Source organism: Piscinibacterium candidicorallinum, from assembly GCF_047549485.1.
Taxonomy (GTDB): Bacteria; Pseudomonadota; Gammaproteobacteria; order Burkholderiales; family Burkholderiaceae_C; genus Piscinibacterium; species Piscinibacterium candidicorallinum.
In genome coordinates this window covers 155,005-177,873 of the sequence record NZ_CP180191.1, presented here as the reverse complement: position 1 = coordinate 177,873, position 22,869 = coordinate 155,005, and the positions used below count along the sequence as shown (strand labels likewise).

27 protein-coding genes are annotated in these 22,869 nt (G+C 67.6%); 20 read left to right on the top strand and 7 right to left on the bottom strand.

The features are described 5' to 3' along the window. Position 1 precedes the first annotated feature (1 nt). The 15 genes from ACMDW7_RS00845 to ACMDW7_RS00775 all read left to right on the top strand — a co-directional run bounded on the left by ACMDW7_RS00845 (position 2) and on the right by ACMDW7_RS00775 (position 12,160). On the top strand, positions 2-409 hold the full coding sequence (locus tag ACMDW7_RS00845) for a rhodanese-like domain-containing protein (RefSeq protein WP_377305006.1): 408 nt from the start codon (positions 2-4) through the stop codon (positions 407-409). Beyond that, positions 406-819 carry a YchJ family protein gene (locus ACMDW7_RS00840; RefSeq protein WP_377305069.1) on the top strand — a complete coding sequence of 138 codons (414 nt, stop codon included), beginning with the start codon at positions 406-408 and terminating at the stop codon, positions 817-819. The genes ACMDW7_RS00845 and ACMDW7_RS00840 overlap by 4 nt, the downstream gene beginning before the upstream one ends. Positions 820-1,187: 368 nt before the next feature. After that, on the top strand, positions 1,188-2,810 hold the full coding sequence (locus tag ACMDW7_RS00835; RefSeq protein WP_377305004.1) for a carboxyl transferase domain-containing protein: 1,623 nt from the start codon (positions 1,188-1,190) through the stop codon (positions 2,808-2,810). A gap of 11 nt (positions 2,811-2,821) precedes the next feature. After that, positions 2,822-3,691, top strand: coding sequence for a dienelactone hydrolase family protein (locus tag ACMDW7_RS00830; RefSeq protein WP_377305002.1), 870 nt, complete (start codon positions 2,822-2,824; stop codon positions 3,689-3,691). After that, on the top strand, positions 3,688-4,497 hold the full coding sequence (locus ACMDW7_RS00825) for an enoyl-CoA hydratase/isomerase family protein (protein WP_377305000.1): 810 nt from the start codon (positions 3,688-3,690) through the stop codon (positions 4,495-4,497). The genes ACMDW7_RS00830 and ACMDW7_RS00825 overlap by 4 nt, the downstream gene beginning before the upstream one ends. Continuing rightward, positions 4,487-5,143: a LysE family translocator gene (locus tag ACMDW7_RS00820; protein ID WP_377304998.1), complete on the top strand. Its 657-nt coding sequence runs from the start codon at positions 4,487-4,489 to the stop codon at positions 5,141-5,143. The genes ACMDW7_RS00825 and ACMDW7_RS00820 overlap by 11 nt, the downstream gene beginning before the upstream one ends. 102 nt (positions 5,144-5,245) lie before the next feature. Further along, on the top strand, positions 5,246-7,240 hold the full coding sequence (locus ACMDW7_RS00815; protein WP_377304996.1) for an acetyl/propionyl/methylcrotonyl-CoA carboxylase subunit alpha: 1,995 nt from the start codon (positions 5,246-5,248) through the stop codon (positions 7,238-7,240). Positions 7,241-7,257: 17 nt separating this feature from the next. Next, positions 7,258-7,581, top strand: coding sequence for a hypothetical protein (locus tag ACMDW7_RS00810; RefSeq protein WP_377304994.1), 324 nt, complete (start codon positions 7,258-7,260; stop codon positions 7,579-7,581). Further along, complete coding sequence (locus ACMDW7_RS00805; protein ID WP_377304993.1) at positions 7,578-8,528, top strand: 2-hydroxyacid dehydrogenase; 951 nt, start codon at positions 7,578-7,580, stop codon at positions 8,526-8,528. The genes ACMDW7_RS00810 and ACMDW7_RS00805 overlap by 4 nt, the downstream gene beginning before the upstream one ends. 9 nt (positions 8,529-8,537) lie before the next feature. Next, positions 8,538-9,455, top strand: a complete 918-nt coding sequence (locus ACMDW7_RS00800) for a hydroxymethylglutaryl-CoA lyase (RefSeq protein WP_377304991.1) — start codon at positions 8,538-8,540, stop codon at positions 9,453-9,455. A gap of 15 nt (positions 9,456-9,470) precedes the next feature. Next, positions 9,471-9,902, top strand: a complete 432-nt coding sequence (locus ACMDW7_RS00795; protein WP_377304989.1) for a thioesterase family protein — start codon at positions 9,471-9,473, stop codon at positions 9,900-9,902. Further along, positions 9,902-10,111 carry a DUF1289 domain-containing protein gene (locus ACMDW7_RS00790; RefSeq protein ID WP_377304987.1) on the top strand — a complete coding sequence of 70 codons (210 nt, stop codon included), beginning with the start codon at positions 9,902-9,904 and terminating at the stop codon, positions 10,109-10,111. Before ACMDW7_RS00795 ends, ACMDW7_RS00790 begins: the two co-directional genes overlap by 1 nt. Positions 10,112-10,136: 25 nt before the next feature. Next, positions 10,137-10,637: a hypothetical protein gene (locus tag ACMDW7_RS00785; protein ID WP_377304985.1), complete on the top strand. Its 501-nt coding sequence runs from the start codon at positions 10,137-10,139 to the stop codon at positions 10,635-10,637. A 24-nt stretch (positions 10,638-10,661) separates the two neighbouring features. Continuing rightward, a complete protein-coding gene (locus ACMDW7_RS00780; RefSeq protein WP_377304983.1) occupies positions 10,662-11,597 on the top strand; it encodes an MBL fold metallo-hydrolase in 936 nt (311 codons plus the stop codon). An 86-nt stretch (positions 11,598-11,683) separates the two neighbouring features. Then, positions 11,684-12,160: a copper chaperone PCu(A)C gene (locus ACMDW7_RS00775; protein WP_377304981.1), complete on the top strand. Its 477-nt coding sequence runs from the start codon at positions 11,684-11,686 to the stop codon at positions 12,158-12,160. Positions 12,161-12,312: 152 nt separating this feature from the next. On the opposite strand, the gene ACMDW7_RS00770 is transcribed toward ACMDW7_RS00775, so the two are convergent. Genes ACMDW7_RS00770 through ACMDW7_RS00755 form a run of 4 tightly spaced genes read right to left on the bottom strand, consistent with a single transcriptional unit; the run spans position 12,313 to position 14,600 of the window. Further along, complete coding sequence (locus ACMDW7_RS00770; RefSeq protein WP_377304979.1) at positions 12,313-12,786, bottom strand: STM3941 family protein; 474 nt, start codon at positions 12,784-12,786, stop codon at positions 12,313-12,315. Position 12,787: 1 nt separating this feature from the next. Next, the gene (locus ACMDW7_RS00765; RefSeq protein ID WP_377304977.1) at positions 12,788-13,801 is read right to left on the bottom strand and encodes an ABC transporter substrate-binding protein; all 1,014 of its coding nucleotides are present in this window, start codon (positions 13,799-13,801) and stop codon (positions 12,788-12,790) included. Between the two features lie 17 nt (positions 13,802-13,818). Continuing rightward, positions 13,819-14,238, bottom strand: coding sequence for a hypothetical protein (locus ACMDW7_RS00760; RefSeq protein WP_377304975.1), 420 nt, complete (start codon positions 14,236-14,238; stop codon positions 13,819-13,821). Next, positions 14,235-14,600 carry a methylglyoxal synthase gene (locus ACMDW7_RS00755; RefSeq protein ID WP_377304973.1) on the bottom strand — a complete coding sequence of 122 codons (366 nt, stop codon included), beginning with the start codon at positions 14,598-14,600 and terminating at the stop codon, positions 14,235-14,237. Before ACMDW7_RS00755 ends, ACMDW7_RS00760 begins: the two co-directional genes overlap by 4 nt. Before the next feature lie 107 nt (positions 14,601-14,707). Between ACMDW7_RS00755 and ACMDW7_RS00750 the strand changes: the two genes are divergently transcribed. Then, a complete protein-coding gene (locus ACMDW7_RS00750) occupies positions 14,708-15,472 on the top strand; it encodes a sigma-70 family RNA polymerase sigma factor (protein WP_377304971.1) in 765 nt (254 codons plus the stop codon). Then, entirely contained in the window at positions 15,469-16,728 is a 1,260-nt protein-coding gene (locus ACMDW7_RS00745) for a hypothetical protein (RefSeq protein ID WP_377304969.1), read from the top strand. The genes ACMDW7_RS00750 and ACMDW7_RS00745 overlap by 4 nt, the downstream gene beginning before the upstream one ends. A 182-nt stretch (positions 16,729-16,910) precedes the next feature. Here ACMDW7_RS00745 and rsmI read toward each other — a convergent pair whose 3' ends face one another. Then, entirely contained in the window at positions 16,911-17,900 is a 990-nt protein-coding gene (gene rsmI, locus ACMDW7_RS00740) for a 16S rRNA (cytidine(1402)-2'-O)-methyltransferase (protein ID WP_377304967.1), read from the bottom strand. A gap of 40 nt (positions 17,901-17,940) precedes the next feature. On the opposite strand from rsmI, the gene ACMDW7_RS00735 reads away from it, so the two are divergent. From ACMDW7_RS00735 to ACMDW7_RS00725, 3 genes are all read left to right on the top strand, one after another. Further along, positions 17,941-19,227 carry a penicillin-binding protein activator gene (locus ACMDW7_RS00735; protein WP_377304965.1) on the top strand — a complete coding sequence of 429 codons (1,287 nt, stop codon included), beginning with the start codon at positions 17,941-17,943 and terminating at the stop codon, positions 19,225-19,227. 4 nt (positions 19,228-19,231) lie between these two features. Beyond that, a complete protein-coding gene (locus tag ACMDW7_RS00730; RefSeq protein ID WP_377304963.1) occupies positions 19,232-19,615 on the top strand; it encodes a YraN family protein in 384 nt (127 codons plus the stop codon). Positions 19,616-19,768: 153 nt separating this feature from the next. Further along, complete coding sequence (locus tag ACMDW7_RS00725; RefSeq protein WP_377304961.1) at positions 19,769-20,464, top strand: BON domain-containing protein; 696 nt, start codon at positions 19,769-19,771, stop codon at positions 20,462-20,464. 53 nt (positions 20,465-20,517) lie between these two features. Here ACMDW7_RS00725 and ACMDW7_RS00720 read toward each other — a convergent pair whose 3' ends face one another. Next, entirely contained in the window at positions 20,518-21,408 is an 891-nt protein-coding gene (locus ACMDW7_RS00720) for a DUF6279 family lipoprotein (RefSeq protein WP_377304959.1), read from the bottom strand. 63 nt (positions 21,409-21,471) lie between these two features. Next, positions 21,472-22,851: a cytochrome P450 gene (locus tag ACMDW7_RS00715; protein WP_377304957.1), complete on the bottom strand. Its 1,380-nt coding sequence runs from the start codon at positions 22,849-22,851 to the stop codon at positions 21,472-21,474. Positions 22,852-22,869 lie beyond the last annotated feature (18 nt).

Genomic DNA, 22,869 nt, shown 5'->3' with positions numbered 1-22,869 from the left:
CATGCCGACCATCACCAAGGGATTCCGTCAGCTGGTGGACGAAGCCAACGCGCAGATCAAGACCTACCCCACGCCCGAGGCCATCAACCTGCACGGCAGCGACCGCGTGCTCTTCGTCGATCTGCGCGATGTGCGTGAACTGGAGCGCGAAGGCGTGATCCCCGGCGCCTTTCATGCGCCGCGCGGCATGCTCGAGTTCTGGGTGGATCCGGAATCTCCGTACCACAAGCCCTTCTTCACGCAGGACGACAAGGAGTACGTGCTGTTCTGTGGCGGCGGCTGGCGCAGCGCCCTGGCCACCAAGGCCCTGAAGGACATGGGCATGACGAACGTGGCGCACTTCGACGGCGGCTTTGCGGCCTGGAAAAAGGCGGGCGGGCCGGTGGGTGACAAGGAACAGAAGGCCTGACCATGGCGCCCCGCGCACCCGGCGCAAACACCTGCCCCTGCGGCAGCGGCAAGACGCTCGCCGCCTGTTGCGGCCGCTTCATCTCGGGCGGCGAGCTGCCCGCCACGGCCGAGCAGCTCATGCGCAGCCGCTACACCGCGTATGTATTAGGCGACCGCGCCTATCTGGCGCAGACCTGGCACCCGGATCACTTCGACCCCGCGCTGTCCATCGAACCCGACACCCAATGGCTGGGGCTGGACGTGAAGCGGCATGTGCAGCAGGACGTCGACCACGCCACAGTGGAATTCGTGGCGCGCTACCGCCTGGGCGGGCGCGGACACCGGCTGCACGAGCTCAGCCGCTTTGTGCGCGAAGGCGGGCGCTGGCTGTATCTGGATGGCGTTGATCAGGGCAAGTCGGATCGATAAATCATTTTCGGCCACCTTAGTTGAAAGCCGATAAAATCGGGCTTTCCGCTTGTCATTAGCGACTCTTGACACAGCTTTACATAGTCGAATTGATAAATATCAATCATATTTGGCCAAATTTTGGTGTTTTCAGGCGGATTTTCGCGCCAAAACGGCGCCCGAGGGTCTGGTCCGCGCCTGCAGGCTGCGCAATCTGGCCCGCGGCCCCTACACTTTACGTTTACGTAAAGTAGCGATCCGTCGCGGTCTGGCGCATCGTTGCAGCCTTTGCGGCGTTCGTTGAGCCGGCAGAGTCGGGTTGCGTCTTCCGCACCTCGGCGCATTTCGGCCTCCTTCGCTTTTCGACGTCTTTCCACCCGCCTGCGCGCATGCCCGTCTTCGACTCCAAGATCAATCCCCGCTCGGCAGACTTTGCCTCCAACGCCGCCGCCATGCGCAGCCTGGTCGATGACCTGAAGGCCCGGCTCGCGCAGATCCAGAAGGGCGGCAGCGACGATGCCCGCGCCAAGCACACCGCGCGCGGCAAGCTGCTGCCGCGCGACCGCGTGCAGATGCTGCTGGACCCCGGCACGCCGTTCCTGGAAATCGCGCCAATGGCGGCCCTGGGCATGTATCAGGACGCGAACGGGCAGGACGAAGCCCCCTGCGCCGGCATGATCGCGGGCATCGGCCGAGTCTCCGGGGTGGAGTGCGTGATCGTCTGCAACGACGCCACGGTCAAGGGCGGTACCTACTACCCCATGACGGTGAAGAAGCATCTGCGCGCGCAGGAGATCGCCCGCGAGAACCGGCTGCCCTGCATCTATCTGGTGGACTCCGGCGGCGCCAACCTGCCGCGCCAGGACGAGGTCTTTCCGGACCGCGACCATTTCGGCCGGATCTTCTTCAACCAGGCCACGCTCTCGGCCGAAGGCGTGCCGCAGATTGCAGTGGTCATGGGCTCCTGCACCGCAGGCGGCGCCTATGTGCCGGCCATGTCGGATGAGTCCATCATCGTCAAGAACCAGGGCACCATCTTCCTGGGCGGCCCGCCGCTGGTGAAGGCGGCCACCGGCGAAGTGGTCAGCGCCGAGGATCTGGGCGGTGGCGATGTGCACACGCGCCTGTCCGGCGTGGTGGACCACCTGGCGCAGAACGATTTGCACGCGCTGCGTATCGCGCGCGAGATCGTGGCGGACCTGAATTGGAAAAAGCCTGCCCCGCTGCTGCTCAAGGAGCCGGCGGCGCCCAGGTTCGATGCCGACGAGCTGCTCGGTATCATCCCGACCGACACCAAGAAGCCCTTCGATGTGCGCGAGATCATCGCCCGCATCGTGGACGCCAGCGAGTTCGATGAGTGGAAGGCGCGCTTCGGCACTACGCTGGTCACGGGCTTTGCGCACATCCACGGCATGCCGGTGGGCATCATCGCCAACAACGGCATTCTGTTCAGCGAGAGTGCGCAGAAGGGCGCGCACTTCATCGAGCTGTGTTGCCAGCGCAAGATTCCGCTGGTGTTCCTGCAGAACATCACCGGCTTCATGGTGGGCCGCAAGTACGAGAACGAGGGCATTGCCCGCCACGGCGCCAAGATGGTGACGGCGGTGGCCTGCGCCGCGGTGCCCAAGTTCACGGTCATCATCGGCGGCAGCTTCGGCGCCGGCAACTACGGCATGTGCGGCCGCGCCTACAGCCCGCGCTTCATGTGGATGTGGCCCAATGCCCGCATCTCGGTCATGGGTGGCGAGCAGGCCGCCAGCGTGCTGGCCACCGTCAAGCGCGACGGCATCGAGGCCAAGGGCGGTACCTGGGTGGCCGCCGATGAGGAAGCCTTCAAGGCACCGATCCGCGCGCAGTACGAGCGCGAGGGCCACCCCTACTACGCCACCGCGCGGCTGTGGGACGACGGCATCATCGACCCGCGCGACACCCGAACGATGCTGGCCCTGGGCCTTAGTGCGAGCCTGAACGCGCCGATCCCGGACACGAAGTTCGGCATCTTCCGCATGTAGGCGGCGGCGTGGTGTCTGTGCTCAGCCTCCATACCGTATTGCGCCGTGCCGCAGCGGCCGTGCTGCTGCTGGCCGCCGTGGCGCTGCCGGCCTGGGCCGAGACTGCGCCCAACCCGCTGAGCATCGCCGGCCCCCAGGGGCTGGCACTGCAAGTGCACTGGTATCCGCTCAAGGACGCGCGCGGCCCGCAGCCCGTCGTGATCGCCTTTCATGGCTGTGCGGGCCTGTACCGCAGCGACAGTGTCACCTTCGATGAGCGCTACCCGGACTACATCAAGTACCTGCACGAGCGCGGCTACGCCGTGCTGCTGCCCGACAGCTTCACCTCGCGCGGCAGCGGATCGATCTGCGAGATCGCTGCGCGAGACCGGACGATCAATGTCGAAACCCGGCGCGAGGACGTGATCAGCGCCATCGCCTGGCTCAAGTCGCGCAGCGACGTGGATGGCAAGCGCATCGCCTTGCTGGGCTGGTCGCACGGCGCAATGACCGTCCTCAGCGCATTGAACACGCAGCGCGAACCGCATGCACAGGGCATTGCAGGCGCCGCGGTGTTCTACCCGGGCTGCAGCGAGCTGCTGCGCCGCGGCTACGGCCTGCAGGTGCCGCTGCTGATGCAGCTGGGCGCACTCGATGACTGGACCGCACCGGCACCCTGCGAGAAGCTCGTCGCACAGCTGACGGCCCAGCCGGGCAGCGATGTGACCCTGCGCATCTACCCCGACAGCTACCACGGCTTCGACAGCCGCACGCCGGCACGCTTCCGCATGGGTGTGCCGAACGGCACGAACCCGGGCGGTGTGCATGTCGGTGGCAACCGCAAGGCCCGCGCCCAGTCCCTTGATGAACTCGACCGCTTCCTAAAGCGCATCCTCCAATGAGTTACCAGACCCTCGAAGTCTTTGCCGAAGGCCCCGTGGCCCAGGTGTGGATCAACCGGCCCGATCTGCGCAACGCGTTCAACGAGACGGTGATTGCCGAACTCACGCGCGCCTTCACCGAGCTGGGCACGAACGATGAAGTGCGCGCCATCGTGCTCGGCGGCCGCGGCAAGGTGTTCTGCGCAGGCGCCGACCTGAACTGGATGAAGGCCATGGCCGGCTACACGCGCGAGCAGAACCGCGCAGACGCCCTGGGTCTGGCCACCATGCTCAAGGTCATGCACGACTGCCCCAAACCCACCATCGCGCGCATCCACGGCCCCTGCTTTGCCGGCGGCATGGGTCTGGCCGCGGTGTGCGACTTTGCCTTTGCCGCACAGAGCGCGGAGTTCTGTCTGAGCGAGGTGAAGCTGGGTCTGATCCCGGCCACCATCGGGCCGTATGTGGTGCAAGCCATGGGGGCGCGCGCCGCGCAGCGCTACTTCCTGTCGGCCGAGAAGTTCAGCGCCGCAGAGGCCTATCGCATCGGCTTCATCCACGAGATCTGCCCGGACGAGGAGCTGGACGACACCATCGACGCCCTGCTCGGCCTGCTGGTGGACAACTCGCCGAACGCCGTGCGCGCCGCCAAGCGCCTGGTGCACGACCTGACCGATGCGCCGCTGACGGACGCGCTGATTGCGGACACCGCCGAGCGCATCGCCGACATCCGTGCCAGTGATGAAGGCCGCGAGGGCGTGAAGAGCTTCCTCGAAAAGCGCAAACCGTCCTGGATCATCCCGGACCCTACGCCCGATGAGTCCTGATCCGCTGTTTCTCGGCCTCCTGCCCTGGGCGAACTACCTCGCCTATCTGGCCGCAGCCGCTGTGTGCATCGCTGCGCCCGGGCCGGACAGCCTGACCACGCTGTCCGTGGCCGCCAGCCAGGGCCGGCGCGCCGGCAGCCTGTACGGCATCGGCGTGGGGCTGGGGTGTCTCATGCACACGCTCTGGGCCACGCTCGGCATCGCCGCCGTGATCGCGGCCTCCGCCACGCTGTTTGCCGCGCTCAAGTGGCTCGGCATCGCCTACCTCGTCTATCTGGGTGTGCGGGCCTGGCGCGACGGCGGTGCTTCGCTGCCCGAGGGCGCGTCGGCCGCCAGGCAGTCTGCCGTCAAGCTGCTGAGCAGCGGCTTCCTGATGAATGCCCTCAACCCCAAGGTGATGCTGTTCTTCCTCGCCTTCCTGCCGCAGTTCGTCGACCCCGCCCACCCCGTGGCGCCGCAGATGCTGCTGATGGGCCTGTCCTTCGCACTCATCACCGGATGCGCCTATGGCTTGCTGGGCTGGGGCGCGGGCAGTGCCGCGCGGCGCCTGCTGACGAACACGCGCTTTGCGCAGATGATGAACCGCGTGACTGGCAGCCTGTTCCTGAGTCTCGCAGCTGCCATGGCGTTTTCAGACCGTAGATGAAGACGTAGATATCCATTTCATGCGGCTCTTCAGGCCAAAGTGTCTGAAGAATGGCTCCAGACAAGCGGAAAGCCCTTCCAGAACCGTTCCGAGTTGAATCGAATGTTCTCCAAGATCCTGATTGCAAACCGCGGTGAGATTGCTTGCCGCGTGATCACCACTGCCCGCCGCCTCGGCATCAAGACCGTGGCGGTCTACTCCGATGCCGACCGTGACGCCAAGCATGTGGCCATGGCGGACGAAGCCGTGCACATCGGTGGCGCAGCGCCCAAGGACAGCTATCTGCGCGCCGACGCGGTGATTGCCGCCGCCAAGGCCACGGGCGCGCAGGCAGTGCACCCCGGCTACGGCTTCCTGAGCGAGAACGAGGACTTTGCGCAGGCGCTGGCTCGTGAAGGCATCGTCTTCATCGGCCCGCCGGCCTCGGCCATTGCCGCCATGGGCAGCAAGTCCGCCGCCAAGGCCCTGATGGAGAAAGCCGGCGTGCCACTCACACCGGGCTACCACGGCGACAACCAGGACCCCGCGTTCCTGAAGGCCGAGGCCGACAAGATCGGCTACCCGGTCATCATCAAGGCGGCCGCCGGCGGTGGCGGCAAGGGCATGCGCGTGGTGAACGAGGCGGTCTACTTTGCCGACGCGCTGGCCAGCTGCAAGCGCGAAGCCATCAATGCCTTTGGCGATGACAAGGTGCTGGTGGAAAAGTACGTGACCCGCCCGCGCCACATCGAGATCCAGGTCTTTGCCGACACACAGGGCAACGCCGTGTACTGCTTCGAGCGCGACTGTTCGCTGCAGCGCCGCCACCAGAAGGTGCTGGAAGAAGCACCTGCACCGGGCATGACGCCCGAGCGCCGCGCCGCCATGGGCGAGGCCGCCGTGGCCGCCGCCATGGCCGTGGGCTATGTGGGCGCCGGCACGGTGGAGTTCATCGCGGACCAGCAGGGAACGTTCTACTTCATGGAGATGAACACCCGCCTGCAGGTGGAACACCCGGTGACCGAAATGGTGATCGGTCACGACCTCGTCGAGTGGCAGCTGCGCGTGGCGGCCGGTGAGCCGCTGCCCGTGCGCCAGGAGCAGCTGCGCATCACCGGCCACGCCATCGAGGCGCGGGTGTATGCGGAGCATCCGGAAGGCGGCTTCCTGCCCTCCACCGGTACGCTGACCCACCTGCACTTTCCGGCGCACTCAAGCTTCACGCGCAACAGCGCCGTGCGCGTGGACAGCGGTGTGCGCAGCGGCGACACCATCACGCCCTTCTACGACCCGATGATCGCCAAGCTGATCGTCTGGGGCGAGGACCGCGCGCAGGCGCTGGCCCGCCTGGCCGCCGCGCTCGACGCCACGCACATCGTCGGCCCCAAGACCAATGTGGCCTTTCTGGCGCGCTGCGTACGCAATGCGGCATTTGCCAGCGGCGCGGTGCACACCGGGCTGATCGAGCAGGAGCGCGCCGAGCTGCTGCCCGCGGCTACGGCACCCAGCCGCCGCGCCGTGCTGCTGGCGATCGCCAAGCGTCTGGCCGAAGAGGTCGTGCTGGACAGCCACGACCCCTGGAACGCGCGCACGGGCTTCCGCATTGCCGGCAGCACCACACGCAACTTTGTCTTCGAGCACGAGACCGGCACATTCACCGTCCCCGTGCGCTACCCCAGCGCCGACGAGCGCAGCTACAGCGCACTGATCGGAGGTGAATCGATCGCGTTCGAGATCAGCCCCAAGGGCTCGGCGCCTGTGGTGAGCACGGCCACCGAGCGCTTCGGCGGCGAGGTGATTGCACGTGGCGAGGAGCTGCATGTCTTTGAGCACGGCACGCTGACCGTACTGACGCTGGTCGACCCACTCGCCCATGCCGGCGAAGACGCTGGCGAAGGCGGCCGCCTTACGGCACCGATGCCCGGCAAGATCGTCGCCGTGCTCGCGCAGCCCGGCACCGCCGTGCAGAAGGGCGCACCGCTCGTGGTCATGGAGGCCATGAAGATGGAGCACACCATCACCGCGCCGGCCGCCGGCGTGCTTGAGGAAGTGCTGTATGCCGTGGGTGACCAGGTGAACGACGGCGCACAGCTGGTGCGCTTTGCGGCCAAGGGCTGAATGCCGGCTCACTGACCATGGCCGCGCTCCTCGCCCTCGCTTCCGTTGTGCTGCTGCTCGCCGCACTGGCGCCCGTCTTGATGATGGGTGGCGAGATGATTGCGGCCTTCATGGTGCGCCGGCAGATTGGCCGGCATCTGGCAGCCACGCTGCTCGTGCTGGGTGCGCTGCTGGGCGGTGCGTTCTTCGCGGTGCCGCTGATGGCCACCGGGCAGCGTCTGCTGGCGGCGGTGCTGCTGGCCGCCCTGCCCTGGGCGGCGCTGTGGGTGGCACGGCGCTTCATCCTGCCGCGATCGATGCAGAACAACGACTCCACGCCACCCAACGAACCGCCGCAATGAAGATCGCCATCCACATCAATGGCGGCCGGCCGGACAGCTGGCTGGCCGCGCTGCCCGAGGTACTGCGCGCCGCCCGCCTGGACGCCGACGTGTCTGTGTGGGGGCCGGGCGATGCGCAGGCCGACTTCGCGATCAGCTGGTCGCCATCGCCGGCGTTCATGGCCGAGCAGGCTGCCGGGCTGCAGGCGCTGTTCTCGGTGGGCGCGGGTGTGGACCACATTCTGGGGGTGGCCGGTCTGCCAGACTCGCTGCCGATCATCCGCGTGGAAGACGCGGGCATGGGCGCGCAGATGGCGCACTACGTGAGTTGGGCGGCGCTGCGCCACCTGTACGGCTTTGATGCCCTCCAGGCCTCGCAACGTGAACGCCGCTGGACCAGCCGCCTGTTTGCCGAGGCCGACCGCTGCACCGTGGGTGTGCTGGGCATGGGTGTGCTGGGCGAGCAGGTGGCCGCCACACTCGACGGTCTGGGCTTTGCTGTGCGCGGCTTCTCGCGCAGCGTGCGCGACCCGCAGACCTACATCCCCGGCGTGCAGCACATGGACGCCAGCCACGGGCTGGACGCCTTTCTGGACGGCCTGAACATGCTGGTGCTGCTGGCGCCGCTGACGCGCGAGACGCAGGACCTCATCACCCTCGCGGTGTTGCGCAGGATGGCGCGGCCGAGCTACCTGATCAACGTCGCCCGCGGCGCGCTGGTGGTGGACAGCGACCTGCTTGCGGCACTGGATGAAGGCACGCTGGCCGGCGCCACACTCGACGTGTTCCGCACCGAACCCCTGCCCGAATCGCACCCCTTCTGGACGCACCCGAAAATCACCGTCACGCCGCATATCTCGGCCAAGACCGTGGTCAGTACATCGGCCACGCAGATTGCCGGCAAGATCGCGGCGCTCACGCGCGGCGAAGCGGTGAGCGGCGTGGTGGACCGCAGCCGCGGCTATTGAGAGCACACGATGACCCTGCCCAAGCATGTTCACCTGATCGACGTGGGCCCGCGCGATGGCCTGCAGAATGAAAAGACACCGATCGATACCGCGATCAAGATCGAGCTGATCGAGCGCCTCACGGCCGCCGGCATCCGCCATCTGGAGGCGGCCAGCTTCGTCTCGCCCAAGTGGGTGCCGCAGATGGCTGATGGTGCTGAGGTGCTGGCTGGTGTGAAGCGCAAGCCGGGCGCCACCTACGCTGCACTGGCGCCGAACATGAAGGGTCTGGAAGGCGCGCAGGCCGCCAGCGCCGACGAAGTGGTGATCTTCGGCGCCGCCAGCGAAGCCTTCAGCCAGAAGAACATCAACTGCAGCATTGCGGAATCCATCGAGCGTTTCCGCCCGGTGGCTCAGGCGGCGCTGGCTGACCAGCGCAGGCTGCGCGCCGCCATCTCCTGCTGCCTGGGTTGCCCATATCAGGGCGAGGTACCGATCGCCGCCGTGGTGGACGTGGTGCAGCGCCTGAAGGACCTGGGCACACAGGTCTTCTGTATCGCAGACACCATCGGCGTGGGTACGCCGGAGCACACCAAGCGCGTGATCGAAGCGGTGGCGGGCGTGATCGGCATCGAGCGCATCAGCGGCCACTTCCATGACACCTACGGCACGGCCCTGGCCAATGTCTACGCTTGCCTGGAACTGGGCGTGAGCACCTTTGAGTCGAGCGTGTCCGGCCTGGGCGGCTGCCCCTATGCCAAGGGCGCCACCGGCAATGTGGCGACCGAGGACGTGGTCTATCTGATGCACGGGCTGGGCATCGAGACGGGCGTGGATCTGGATGCGCTCATCGACGCCGGCGCATGGATCGCCGAGGCCATCGGCCGGCCCTACGCCGCGCGTGCCGGCCGCGCCCTGCTGGCCAAGCGGCCGCAGCCCACCGCCTGAACCCGGAGCACGCCCTTGATCTCTCCCGACCTCCAACCCGGCCTGAAGTTTGAAGACCGCTTCCGCGTCGAGGACTTCATGACCGTGCCGCGCCTGTATCCCACAGTGGACTTCTGCGCCGACATGCCGGATGTGCTGGCCACCGGCTACATGGTGGGCATCATGGAGCTGGCCTGCACGCGGGCCATCATGCGCTATGTGGACTGGCCGCGCGTGCAGAGCGTGGGCACCATGGTGAACTTCACCCACACCGCCGCCACGCCACCCGGCATGAGCCTGCGCATCGCAGGCGAGGTGCTCGAGGTGGATGGCCGGCGCCTGAGGTTCCGCGTCGAGGCCTGGGACGACCACGACAAGATCTGCGAAGGCACGCATGAGCGTTTCGTGATCGACCCCGCCAAGTTCAACGGCAAGCTGGCCGAGAAGAAGAACAAGGCAGGCCTCTGATGACACCCGAACAGGTCCGCGCCTTGCCTGAAGGCCAGCCCGTCCCGTCGCCCTGCATCAATGTGTGCAGCATGGACGCCGCCACCGGCCTGTGCCGCGGCTGCCTGCGCAATATCGACGAGATCGTCGCCTGGGGCACTGCATCCGACGCCTACAAGCGCCGTGTCTGGGCGCAGATCGAACACCGTCAGGCCGATCAGTTCAAATAGCGACTTTCTTGCCGCAACCCAGCTCATGAGCAACACGCAGGAAGTCCAAGTCAGTCTCGATTCCGCCAAGGCACTGTCGGCCACGGGCTATGCCTACCCGGCTGCGGTGCGCTGGGTGGCTACGGCCCTGGTGCTCGGCACCGTGATCACCGGCTTTCGCGCCTGGGACGCCGCCACCAGCGAGCTGCTGCATCAGGTGAAGTGGGTGCACTGGCTCCTGGCCGCTGCCATTCTTGGCCTGCTGGGCTGGTACTACGCCTGCCTGATGCGTTCGCGCACCACGATCGCGAATGGCGAAGTGCGCCAGACCTGGATGTGGGACAAGCACACCAGCATCGACAACATCCTCAAGGCCCGCTTCATCGGCGTGCCCTATGCGCCCTGGCTCGTGGTGACGCGGCTGGCCGTGCGCACGCGCGACGGCAAGTGGATCGTGTTCTATTCGGGCAGCCGCGAGGTGTCAGCTGCCTTTGCGCACATCGACGTTGCGATCAATCAGGATCTGCGCCGCCAGATGGGACTCTGACCCAGGGTCGACATCCAGGACACCATGGCCCTGCCCGAACATCTGCGCTTCATCGAACGCGGCTGGCTCTCGGCTAACAACGTGGTGTTCGGCGGCGAAGCTCCGGCCATCATCGACACGGGCTACTGCACCCACGCCGCGCAGACCGTGCTGCTGGTGCAGGGCGCGCTTGACGATCTGCGCGCCGGCCCGCTGGCCCGCATCATCAACACCCACCTGCACTCGGATCACTGCGGCGGCAACGCGGCGCTGCTGGCCGCCTGGCCACAGGCGCAGGTGGCCGTGCCGCCGGGCGAAGCGCAGGCCGCGCGCGACTGGGACGAAGCCGCACTCACCTACCGCGCCACGGCGCAGGACTGCCCGCGCTTCGCGGTGCATGCCGTGCTCACGCCCGGCGAGCGTATCCAGCTCGGCCCCCTGTACTGGGAGGTGCTGGCTGCGCCCGGCCATGACCCGCATTCGGTGGTGCTCTACCAGCGCCATCACAAGCTGCTGATCTCGGCTGATGCGCTCTGGGAGAACGGCTTTGGTGTGGTGTTTCCCGAGCTGGAAGGCGAGCAGGCCTTTGATGAAGTGGCCGGCACGCTGGATGTGATCGAAGCGTTGAACATTGACTGCGTGCTGCCCGGCCATGGCGGGCTGTTCCATGATGCGCAGGCCGCCGTGGCCCGCGCCCGCGTGCGGCTCGAAGGCTTTGTACGCGCGCCGAGCAAGCATGCCCGCTACGCAGTGAAGGCGCTGGTCATGTACCGCATGATGGCCGAGCAGCGCATCAGCGAAGACGCGCTCGTGCAGCTGCTGGCGCCGGCGCACTTCTACCGCGTTGTGGCGCAGCGTTGGGCCGCAGGCGACACTGCAGCCCTACTGCACGATGTGATCAACGAACTGGTCGAGCGCGGCCAGCTCGTGCGCCGCACTGACGCAGGCACAGCCAGCCCGACCCTGCTGCTGGCAGCCTAAGATTTCAGCTTTGCAGCGCAGCTGCAGGTCCCGAGCGCACGGCAACGCGCAGCCGCGACAGGCTCGAACTCATTCAAGGACAGAACATGGCTATCGCAATCCGCTCCACCGTCGCCATCGCGGCGCTCCTGCTGTCTGGTGCAGCTTTCGCGCAAAGCGCCAAGCTCGGCGCCATTGAGGTGAGCGACGCCTGGTCTCGCGAAACCCCGCCCACCGCGGCCGTGGGTGGCGGCTTCATGACGCTCAAGAACACCGGCAAGACGGATGATGCGCTGATTGCCATCAAGGCCGACGTCTCCAAGACGGTGGAGCTGCACACCCACATCATGGAAGGCGGCGTGGCCCGCATGCGCGCCGTGCCCAAGATCCCCGTGGCCGCTGGCGGCAGCACGGAGCTGAAGCCCGGCAGCTTTCACGTCATGTTCATCGACCTGAAGGCGCCGCTCAAGCCGGGCACTAAGATCCCGGCCACGCTGGTGTTCGAGAAGGCGGGCGAAGTGAAGGTGGACTTCGTGGTGGAAGCCTTCGGCGCGCGGCGCACTGCACCTGCGCACAAGCACTGACCACAAGCACCCGCACGAGTGCGGCAGTGCGTCTTGGCGCAAATTCTGTCCGATTCAGACCGAATATCCTGAATAGAAACCGGCTTTCCGCTTGCCAGACGGGGTTCTTGGGGCGATCATGTACTGATCAGCAGACAGCCGAAAAGAACGGTTTATTCGACCAGCGTCTTCGCCCCGCGATACCGGTGCAGGTAGGTCTGCAGGCTCTGCAGGATGTCTTCGAGGCGCGCCGCGTAGCTGTTGGGAATGGCGCCTTCAATGCCACTGACCGCGGCAGAGAACTGCCGCCCGGCCGTGGGCGCGCTCAGGTAGTGGATGGCGATCATGCGGCTGCCCTTGATCGACACGATCTCGAAATCGGCAATCTCCGCCCAGGGAATGTGCTGCCGGCGAAAGGGTGATGCGATCAGCAGGCCCCGCGCATCCAGCTGGAGATAGACCGACCTGGGCGCAAGCAGCATCCACAGGCCGGCCAGACCGCAGAAGCCGAAGAACAGGATGCTCGCCCAGCCCACCCAGGGGTGCTCATGGCGCATCCACCAGCCCGCCAGCACAAAGGCCAGCGAGCCCAGCACCACCATCACCGCCTTCCAGGGGCTCACCCGGTAGATCAGGGTGTCCGCCATGTCACTTGCCCCCGAGCCGCTTCTTCACATCCAGGCCGACGCCCTTGTTGACGAACTGCGTGGTGGCCACCTTGCTCAGATCCACCTCGCCGGCCTTGTAGAGCCCGGCCTTGACCATCTTGGCGTAGAAGTCGGCAATGCGCTTCTCATCGATGGCGCCGATGCCGCGGACGAGTGAGTCGCCGGAATCCACCACGCCGTACTTCTTCATCAGCGCCACGCTGCCTTCGAGCTGCTCGTCGGTCGCGTCCGGGTTGGCTTTTCGGATCAGTGCATGGGCGGCCTTGCGGTCGCCGTAGAGGTAGTTGTTCCAGCCGATGATGGAGCCCTCGACAAACTTGCGCACCAGCTCCGGGTTCTTCTGTACGAGCTCGGTGCGGGATTCGATGGTGGTGCTGTAGGTGTTGTAGCCCTGGTCTGCGAGCAGGAAGACCAGTGGATCGAATCCCGCCTGTTTCTTCACCGCCAGGGGCTCCTCGATGCTGTAGCCCTGCTGGATGCTCTGCTTGTTGGCCAGAAAGGGGCCGAGGTTGAAGGTGTAGGGCCGCAGCGCCTCGTCGCGGAAACCGTGCTCGGCCTTCATCCACTGCCAGAAGCTGAACTGCGCGTCCTTGGCGATGAAGGCCACCGGCGCGCGTGTAAGGTCCTTGAAGCTCGCGTAGCCGGCATTCGGGTGCGCAAAAATCGCCTGCGGGTCCTTCTGGAACATGGCAGCCACCACCACCGTGGGCACCTTGTTCTTCACGTTGTCAAAGCTGTGCAGCAGGTTGCCGGTCATCAGGAATTCGATGCGCCCGGCCGGCAGCAACGGCCGGTTGTTCACCTGCGGCCCACCCTGCAGGATCTCCACATCCAGCCCCAGGCGCTTGTAGGTGCCGTCGGCCACCGCCTGATAGAAGCCGCCGTGTGCGGCCTGGGCCTTCCAGTTGGTGGCAAAGCGGACGCGCTCCTGGGCGCTCGCGGCGCCTCCAACGCTCAGCACGAGCGCCGCAAGAAGGATGTTGCGGAAGTTCATCAGGACAGGCCTCTCGTTCAGGTTCGCAATTCAATGACCGCGGACATCGCAGCGGCATTCAGCAGGTTGATGGCGATGTAGTACAGCACCGACCCGATCAGCGTCAGTGTTGCGGCTCGGGCAGCACGCGTTCTGTACAAATACACGGGAAAGAACACGGGCGGGAGCACGGCCGCCCAAAGTGCAAATCTTCCGCTCGGTACCACGCGGCGTTCCGTCGCCTCTGCGCGGCACCACATGTAAACCATGATCGAAGTCAGAACGCCGATGAGCAGATCGGTCGCACCCTGCTCGCGCACCGTGAGCGGCCGCATGGGCATGATGAGACCGACCAGCACGCCGGCAGCGATGAACACGAGTGCCCAGGTCAAGGCGCGTCGCGCATTGGGCGACCGAACCGCCAGCCACGCCGGGCCCTGCATCGCCGGCATGTTCATGCCAGCAGCCCGCGCAGCAGCAGCCGCGCCGCCGCTGGGTTGGTGGCGCAGGGCACATCATGGACGTCACAGGCGCGCACCAGGGCGTTGATGTCCGGCTCGTGCGGCTGCGGGGTCATGGGGTCGCGCAGGAAGATCACGGCGTCCACCTGGCCCACGGCCAGCCGCGCGCCGATCTGCAGGTCGCCACCCAGGGGGCCGGAGAGCAGGCACTCCACGCTCAGGCCGACCTCGCGCTGCAGGCGGCCGCCGGTGGTACCCGTGGCCATGAGCGTGTGCTGCGCCAGACCGGCAGCGAACTCCCGCGCCAGAACCACCATGGCGTCCTTTTTCTTGTCGTGGGCAATCAAGGCGATACGCATCCCGCAAGCGTAACGCGCCGGCCTTGCCCGGGCGCTTAACCCCGTTCGGTACGCGGCGCCGTTCAATGCGAGTGAATGCCGTACCCAGACACCGCATAATGGCCCTCATGAGCTCTGGGCCTACTGATGACTCCATGGGCGACCCCATCGACGATCCGACTGCCAGCCGCGCCCGACCGCAGCCACGGCTGGCGCTCGCCCAGCGGCCCGATGCGAGCGCAGCACCCGGCGCGGGTCTCGCAGCGCCATCGGGCACCTCGGCACTCAGCGACGCCGAGTTGATTGCCGCGTACGTGGCCGGCAACGCCGAAGCCTTTGCCCTGCTCTATGACCGCCACGAGCGCGCGGTGTACCGCTTCATCCTGCGCCAGGTGCAGGACGCAGCGGTGGCCGATGACCTGCTGCAGGACACCTGGCTGGCCGTCGTGCGCGCTGCCCAGACCTACACGCCGCAGGCCAACGCGGCCTTCACCACCTGGCTGCTGACCATTGCGCGCAACCGCGTGCTGGATCACTTTCGCGCCAAACGGCCTGATGTGTCGTTTGATGACAGCGGCGATGACGATGAGGGCCTTGCGCTGGCCGACTGCCTGAAGGCCGACACCGCGGCACAGCCGGAGACGCGCGCCTTGTCACGCCAGCAGGCGCGCGCCTTTGTGGATGCCGTGGAGGCCCTGCCCGCCGCGCAGCGCGAGGCCTTTCTGCTGCATGCGGAAGGTGGGCTGAGTGTGGAAGAGATCGCGCAACACACGGGCGTGGGCTTCGAGACGGCCAAGAGCCGCCTGCGCTATGCCACGAACCGCTTGAAGCAGACCATGCAGCAGCACGGCTTTGGCTTGGCCGGCCTGGCTGCTGACGGAGGCGCCGCATGAGCCGCCAACCCCTGTTTGATGACGACGCCGATCGCGTGCTTGCGCATTACCGCGCAGCCAACGAAGTGCTGTCCGACGAGACCGAAGGCGACGCCCAGCCGGACCCGAGCGTGCGCCGCACCGTGCTGGCTGTGGCCGCACGACAGCTGCGCGAAGTAGCGCCTGCACTGCAGGCCGCGGCCGCGCCGACCCGCGCGACCCAGTCCACTGCCAATGCGGTGGCCGAGTCTGCGCCCAAGTTGCGCCTGTTGCGCTGGCCCAAGATGCCCGTGTGGGGCAATGCGCTTGCGGCCACCCTGATGATCGGCGTGCTGGTGGTTGCCGTGACCCCGCGGGTGCAGGAGGAGGCCGCCATCCAGGCCGCCGCGGGCGACTTGAACGCGCCCGTTGCACCCACACAGCCCGCTGCGGCACGTGCCGCTGGGGCAAACGCGCCTGCCGCAGACCCCACTGCGATGAGCGTGCCGCAGGGTGTGGCTGGCGGGAGCGATCTGGCCGCCGGCGCGCCGGTTACGGAGCGCAGCACACCCGCGCCGTCCAGCTCCGCGCCTGCCACTGCCGCAGCGGCTCCAGTTAAGGCGGCCGCAGAGAAGGCGGCACCGGCGCCTCTCGCAGCAGAGCGTTCGGCTGCTTCGCCACCAGCCGCCGACAGGCCGGATGCCCGCACCGCGCCTGCGCCAACACAGGACCGCGCGCCAGCGATCGCCTTGCAACGGTCGGCGCCCGTGGCCGCAGACGCCGCGCCGCTCGCGGCGGCACCGGCAGCGCCCCAAGCCGCAGCGGCAAGCGCTGCTCCGGCGCGCGCCGAGGCATTCACGGCACCGCAGAGCCCAGCCCCCGCGGTGGCTGCGGCAGCAAGCAGTTCGGCAGAAGCGCGCGCAGCACGCAGCGCCAATGTGGCGCCGGCGGATGCGGCGGCCGGGCAGGTGGCGGCGGGCGCAGACGCAAGCCGCGGCGCACCACAGCGCAGCAAGGCTGCGCCACCGGCCGCAGCGACGGATTCAGCCCGTGAGGCTGCGTCAGCCGCACCAATGGCCCCGTCCAAGCCGGGCGCGAGCACCGCGCCTGTTGGCGAAAGCGTGGTCAGCGAGGTAGCGCGCCGCTCGCCCGCCAGCTGGGCGGAGGCCATTCGCGGGCTGTTGCGTGCAGGCAAGCCGGACGCCGCCCGCGCGGAGCTGCGCCGCCTGCAGGCCGCGTACCCGAGCTGGCCGCTGCCCGAGGATCTGCGCGCGCTGGCGGAGCCGGCGGGCCGCTAGTGGGGGTGAGTTTCCGGCTGCCCTGCCTCAGTCGAAAGACAGAATCGGCCACATTGCGATCCGCAAGCTACTCATCCGAGACGGCTTTCAGATAAGCGGATATATAGATAGCGAACACTCACATGAGGCGATGAATTCGTCGTTATCGGCCATGGCGATTACAGTCGAACACCCCGCATCACTCAGTCGGCCGCGCCCTCATCGCCTGCCGATTTCCCGCTGGCAGCCCGCAGCGCCAGCGCCCGCTCGTAGAGCGCGTTGCGCGGCTCGCCCGTGAGCTCGGCGGCCAGCCGAGCGGCTTCCTTCACCGGCATGAAGGGCACGAGGCGCGCGAGCAGTGTGTCGGTGTCCATGCGCAAGGTGCGCGCGGCATCCGCCTCCTGGGCCTGCGGACCGAGCACGAGGACAAACTCGCCCTGCGCGTGATGCGCGCCCGCCGCCACCCACGCGGGCAGCGCGTCCGCCCGCACGGTCTCGATCTGTTCAAACTGCTTGGTCAGCTCGCGGCACACGCTAACACGGCGCGCACTGGCAGCGGCAAGCTGTGCGGCGCAGTCCGTCATGCGGTGTGGCGCCTCGAAGAACACCTGCGCCTCGGTTGCGCCCAGCAGCGCCGCGAAGAAGCGCTCGCGCTCAGCACCCTTGCTGGGCGCAAAGCCGGCGAAGCGGAAGGGTCCGTCCACCAGGCCGCTGGCGCTCACCGCAGCGGCCACGCTGCTGGCGCCGGGCAGCGGAATCACGCGGTGGCCGGCGGCCCGCGCCGCGTCCACGAGGCGCGCACCGGGGTCGCTGATTGCTGGCGTGCCGGCGTCGCTCACGTAGGCCACTCGCTCGTCTGCAGCGAGCCGCGCGAGCACCTGCGGGATGACCTGCGCCTCGCGGTGGGCATCACAGGCCACAAGGGGTTTCTTCAGGCCCAGGCGTGCGAGCAACTGCCCGGCCACGCGGGTGTCTTCGGCCGCGATCGTGTCGGCCAGCTGCAGGAATGTGAGGCTTCGTAACGTGAGATCAGCCACGTTACCGATGGGAGTGGCCACTACATACAATGCCCCGCGCGGCCAGGACTGCCCGGCGGCATGCTCGGCCAGCTGCTGCAGTCGCTTCGCCAAGCCGGCAGCCTGTGCGGCAGAGTCCTCCGGCGTGTCTTCCGGTGTGGATTGCGCCGAACTCACTGATGCCGCTCCGCTTCCATTGATCCGCCTTCCTCCTGTCATGCACGCCGCGCACCGCACAAACCGCTTCACGCACCGCTTCGCGGCGTGCCGCAGGTCGGCATTGCTTGCTGCGCTGCTGCTCGCACCTGCGCTGGCATTGTGCCAGCCGGGTTCGCAGACGGGTGCGGCGGGTTCGATGCAGCTGGCGCAGGCCTCGGCCCCCGGCCAGACGCCGCCGGCTCCGCAAACGCCCGCAGCGCAAGCGCCCGCGCCCACCCCCGCCGCTGCAGAGGCTCCGCCGGCCGCGCCGGCCCCTCGCCGCGTTGCGCTCGTTCTGCCCACGCTCAATGCCAATCTGGCGGGGTCGGCGCGCGCGGTGGCCGCCGGTGCACAGGCCGCCGCCGCGCGGGCCGGCAATCTGAGCGTGGAGCTGATCGCCACGGACGACAGCGCGGAGGCCAATCTGAACGCGTGGCGGCGTGCACAGGCCGAGTTCGATCTGGTCATCGGCCCGCTGACCCGCGCAGGCGTGGCCACCGCTGCCACCCAGCAGGCGGCGCGGCCCACGGTGCTACTCAACACCCCGCCGACAGCCGATGCGGACCGCCAGACCATTCCCGCCGCCCTGCCCGGGGCGCCGACGGTCTTCTTCAGTCTGGCGCTGGATGCGCAGGCGCGCCTGGTGGCACGTGCAGCGCTGCGTGACATCCGTACCGCAACGCTGAATCGCCGGCCGCGAGCGTGGGTACTGCACACGACCACACCGCTGTCTCGACGCACGGCACAGGGCTTCAATGAAGGCTTCGTTGCGCTGGCTGGCGAAGCCACCGCGTTCGAGATCACCGGCGCCACGGTCGGCGGTCTCGCTGAGCGCCTGCGCGACAGCGGCAACCTGCCCGACGTGATCTTCATCGCCATGGACAACGTGGGCGCGCGGCAGGTGCGAAGCGCCCTGCCGGAAGGTGTGCCGGTCTGGGGCACGGCGCTCACCGCCACAGGCACGCGCCGTGAACTGGCTGAGCTCTCTGGCCTGCGATTTCTTGAAATGCCCTGGATCATCAAGCGTGATCACCCTGCCGTGATGAGCTACGCCCGACCCGCTGCCGGCAGCCCCGGGGCCGATGGCGACGAGGACGCGCGCCTGTATGCCTTCGGCATCGACGCGCTGCGTCTCGTGCTCGCTCTGGCCGAGGGACCCGGTGCGATTCGCCTGGACGGCGTGACCGGCCAGCTCAGCGTCGATCCGCGCGGCGATCCACGGGTGCGTCTGGCGCCCATGGTGGCGCTGATCGCCGAGGACGAAGTCGTCGCCGACCCGGTGCCCCTGGACGGCCCGGCGCGCTGAATCGATGCTCGATCGCGCCGCACAGCTGCTGGGCCGCCTGAGCACCAAGGCGCGCGGCGACGCCGCCGAGGCACGGGCCCGGCGCTTTCTCGAGGCGCGCGGCCTGAAGCATGTCGCCAGCAATTACCGCGTGAAGGGCGGCGAGATCGACCTCGTCATGCGCGAAGGCGAGGAGATCGTCTTCGTCGAAGTACGCGCCCGCAGCCACCGTGGCTACGGCGGCGCGGCGGCCTCCATCTCGGCGCACAAGCAGCAGCGCATCCTGCTCGCTGCGCAGCACTGGTTGCAGCAGCAGCGCAATCCGCAGCCCGCCTGCCGCTTTGACTGCGTGCTGATCGACGGACCCGATGCGGAGCTCACCTGGCTGCGCGCGGCCTTCGGCGCCTGATTGCGCCCCGGTGCAAAGCTGTATCGAACTGCTTCTGCCAGCGCCTGCTGCTGCGGCTGCAGGGAACTCGCGGGCTATGCTTGCTGCCATAAGCTGCGCCCGCAGCGCTCGCCTGCAGCCGACATCCAGATTCACATCCGCCAAGGACGCCCTATGCCCCAGACCCCTGCCCTGCCCGCATCATCCCGCTCGAATTCGCGCCTGGCGCGCCTTGGGTTGGCCGCGGCACTGGCACTCACGGCAGTCACTCAGCTTTCTGGCTGCTTCACGCTGGCCGCGGCCGGTGTGGTGGGCGGCACCCTGGCTGCAGCCGACCGCCGCACCCTGGGCACACAACTGGAAGACCGCCAGATCCAGCTGCGCGCGGAGACTTCGATTGCCTCGTCCATGAAGGGCGAGAACGTCAATCTCACGGTCTACAACCGCCGTGTGCTCATGACCGGCGAAGTCCCCAGCGAGGCGCTGCGCAAGCAGGCTGAAGACACCGCCCGTGGCGTGGCCAATGTGCGCGAAGTCATCAATGAACTGCAGATTGCCGGCGCCGCCGCGCTGACCTCGCGCAGCAATGACGCCCTGATCACCACCAAGGTCAAGACAGCCTTTGTAGATGCCAGAGACATTTCCGCCAATGCCTTCAAGGTCACTACCGAGCGCGGCGTGGTCTATCTGATGGGCCTGGTGACGCCGGCCGAAGGCGATCGCGCCGCGCAGGTGGCCAGCCGCGTGTCTGGTGTGGCCAAGGTAGTGAAGGTGCTGGAGACCCTGTCGGACGAGGATCTGCGCCGCCTTCAGAACACGCCGGACCCCAAGCCGGCTTCGCAGGCGCCTGCACCGATCACGACCAAGTAGCCCGGAAACTCTTCGATTGAACATGGGGTCGCCGCTGCGGCCCCATGTGTTTTTCAGGCGTCTGCACGCAGGCGGTCGATGTCGCGCTGCCAGCCCTGCCAGCGCTGATGCATCTGCTGGCGTTTGGCCTCTCCTGCTGCGCCCTGCATGTTGATGAACTCGACAATCGAGCGCATGACCGCGCTGCGCACCTGCAGGGCGTGATCGCCTTCCGGAGTGGCGATCACCTTGTCCATGCTGGGGCTGCGTTCAAGGCTGCGCAGCAGGGGTGCACGGGCCTGCTCCACCGGCAGATCGCTGCGCGCCAGGGTGCGCAGAGCCTGCTTGATCTCGGTGCGGCGCTGCTCGGCGGCGCGCAGGCTGGCACTGCGGTCAAGCGGCCAGCTGCGCTCCAGTGCGACGATCTGCGGGCGCTGGCTGCGATCCACGTCGCCGATCCAGCGCTCCATTGAGCGCTCAAAGCCCTTGGCGCGCTCGGCGCGCACGCGCTCATCGCTGCCGCTCCAGCGCTTGGCGGCCTGTGCACCCTGCTTGTCGATGGAGCGCTCCAGTTCCTGCCATTGCGCCTCACTCAGGCTCCGCAGCACCGGCGCCAGCTCGGTAGCCGCCACCTGCAGGGTGCGGGCAAGGCTCGCAGACAAGCGGGTATCCAGCGCACGCAGCTCGTCCTCGGACAGGGCATCGCTCGTGGCCCGGCGCGCCTCCGCGATCATTGCCGACCACTCCTGCAGCTCATTGCGGCGGTGCCAGGTGATCAAACGCTGCATGCCGCCGCGCAGCTGGGCCTTCTGCGCGTCGTCCAGGCTCACCATGCGACTGACCCACCACATGGCGAGCGTATCGAGGTTGTTGTAGCCCTCGCGCAGGGCCGAACAGCCGGACAAACCTGCCACGATCAGCAGGGCCGCCAACAAGGCGCGCAGGCGCGAGTGCAGGAGAGCCATGCCCGCATTGTTGTTGCGCCCCGACGCACGGCCCACTGGTGATTTCCAGAGGGCGTAAAGCCCTCAGCGCGATCGCAGCTGCACGCGCAGGCCGGCGGGTGGATGCGCAATCGGCGCAAAGGCCATGCGCGCCTTGACCTGGTCGGCAGGCAGCTGCCAGCGGCTGCGCACCAGCAGGCTGCGCAGGACCAGACGCGCTTGCATCTGCGCGAAGTGCTGGCCCAGACACATGTGGGCGCCACCGCCGAAGGGCACCCAGGCGTAGCGATGGCGCTGTGCATCTGCCCGTTCGGGCGAGAAGCGCTCGGGATCGAAGCGATCCGGCTCCGCCCACCAGCGCGGATCGCGCTGCACGGCCAGTAGAAACAGGGTCACCACCGTACCCGCGGGCAAATGCTGGCCGTCCACCTCCATGTCCGCACGCAGCTGACGCGCGAGCGTTGGAATCGGCGGAAACAGGCGCAGGGCCTCCTTGATGCTCCAGCCCAGCGCCTGCAGACGATTGAGCGCATCGAGATCGGGCAGGGCACGCGCGGCGTCACCCGCGCCGAGCTCGTCGCGCAGGCGCTCCTGCCAGGCTTCGTCGAGCGCAAGGGCACGGGTGGCGGTGGTCAGCGCGCTGCGCGTGGTGTCGTGCGCCGCCATCCACAGGAAGATCATGTGGTCAATGATCTCCTCGTCGTCGAAGGCCAGACCGTCCTCGTCGCGCAGCACGCACAGCTGGGAGAACAGGTCGCCCCCGGGATCGTCACGCCGCGCGGCGATGCGCGAGCGCAGAAAGGCCGACAGACGCGCGCGGGCCGCCAGCCCGCGGCCATAACGGGTGTGGCGGCGCCAGGGCTCAGGCAGCCGCAGGATGGCTGCGGATGCGTCGACCAGCTGCACAAAGTCGTGATGTGCAGCCTCGACGTCTGCAGTCTCGCGTACGCCTAGGAACACATCACTGGCAAGATCAAGCGTCAGGCGGCGGAATGCATCATGCAGGTCTAGCTGGCCGGCCTGCACCCAGCCATCGACCGCTGCGTCCACCCGCGGCGCCATGCGTGCCAGATGCTGGTCCAGCGCATCGCGGCGCAAGGCGGGCAGCATGCGTCGGCGATGCAGGCGGTGATCCTCGCCATCGCGCATGATCAGACCGCGCGGGAACAGTTCGCCCAGGAAGGGCGCCCAGCCTCCCGCTGCAGAGACTCGCCCGCTGGTGTCGGCCAGCACGGTCTCCAGCGCATCGGCCGACATGAGCAGGGCCTGCGGACGGCCCACCAGAATGGCTCGTGAGACCGATCCGGCTCGCTGCTGCACGCGACGTGCAAAGCCAAGGGTGTCGCGCAGCAGCGCAAGATCCACGTGCAGCGGGGCATAGCCGCAGTGCGGCAGATGCGAGAGCGCTCGCCACGCAGAATTGAACGACGGCGCTGCGAACAGAGTGTCAGGTTGAGCGGCCAAGTGGACTGAGCAAAGTGC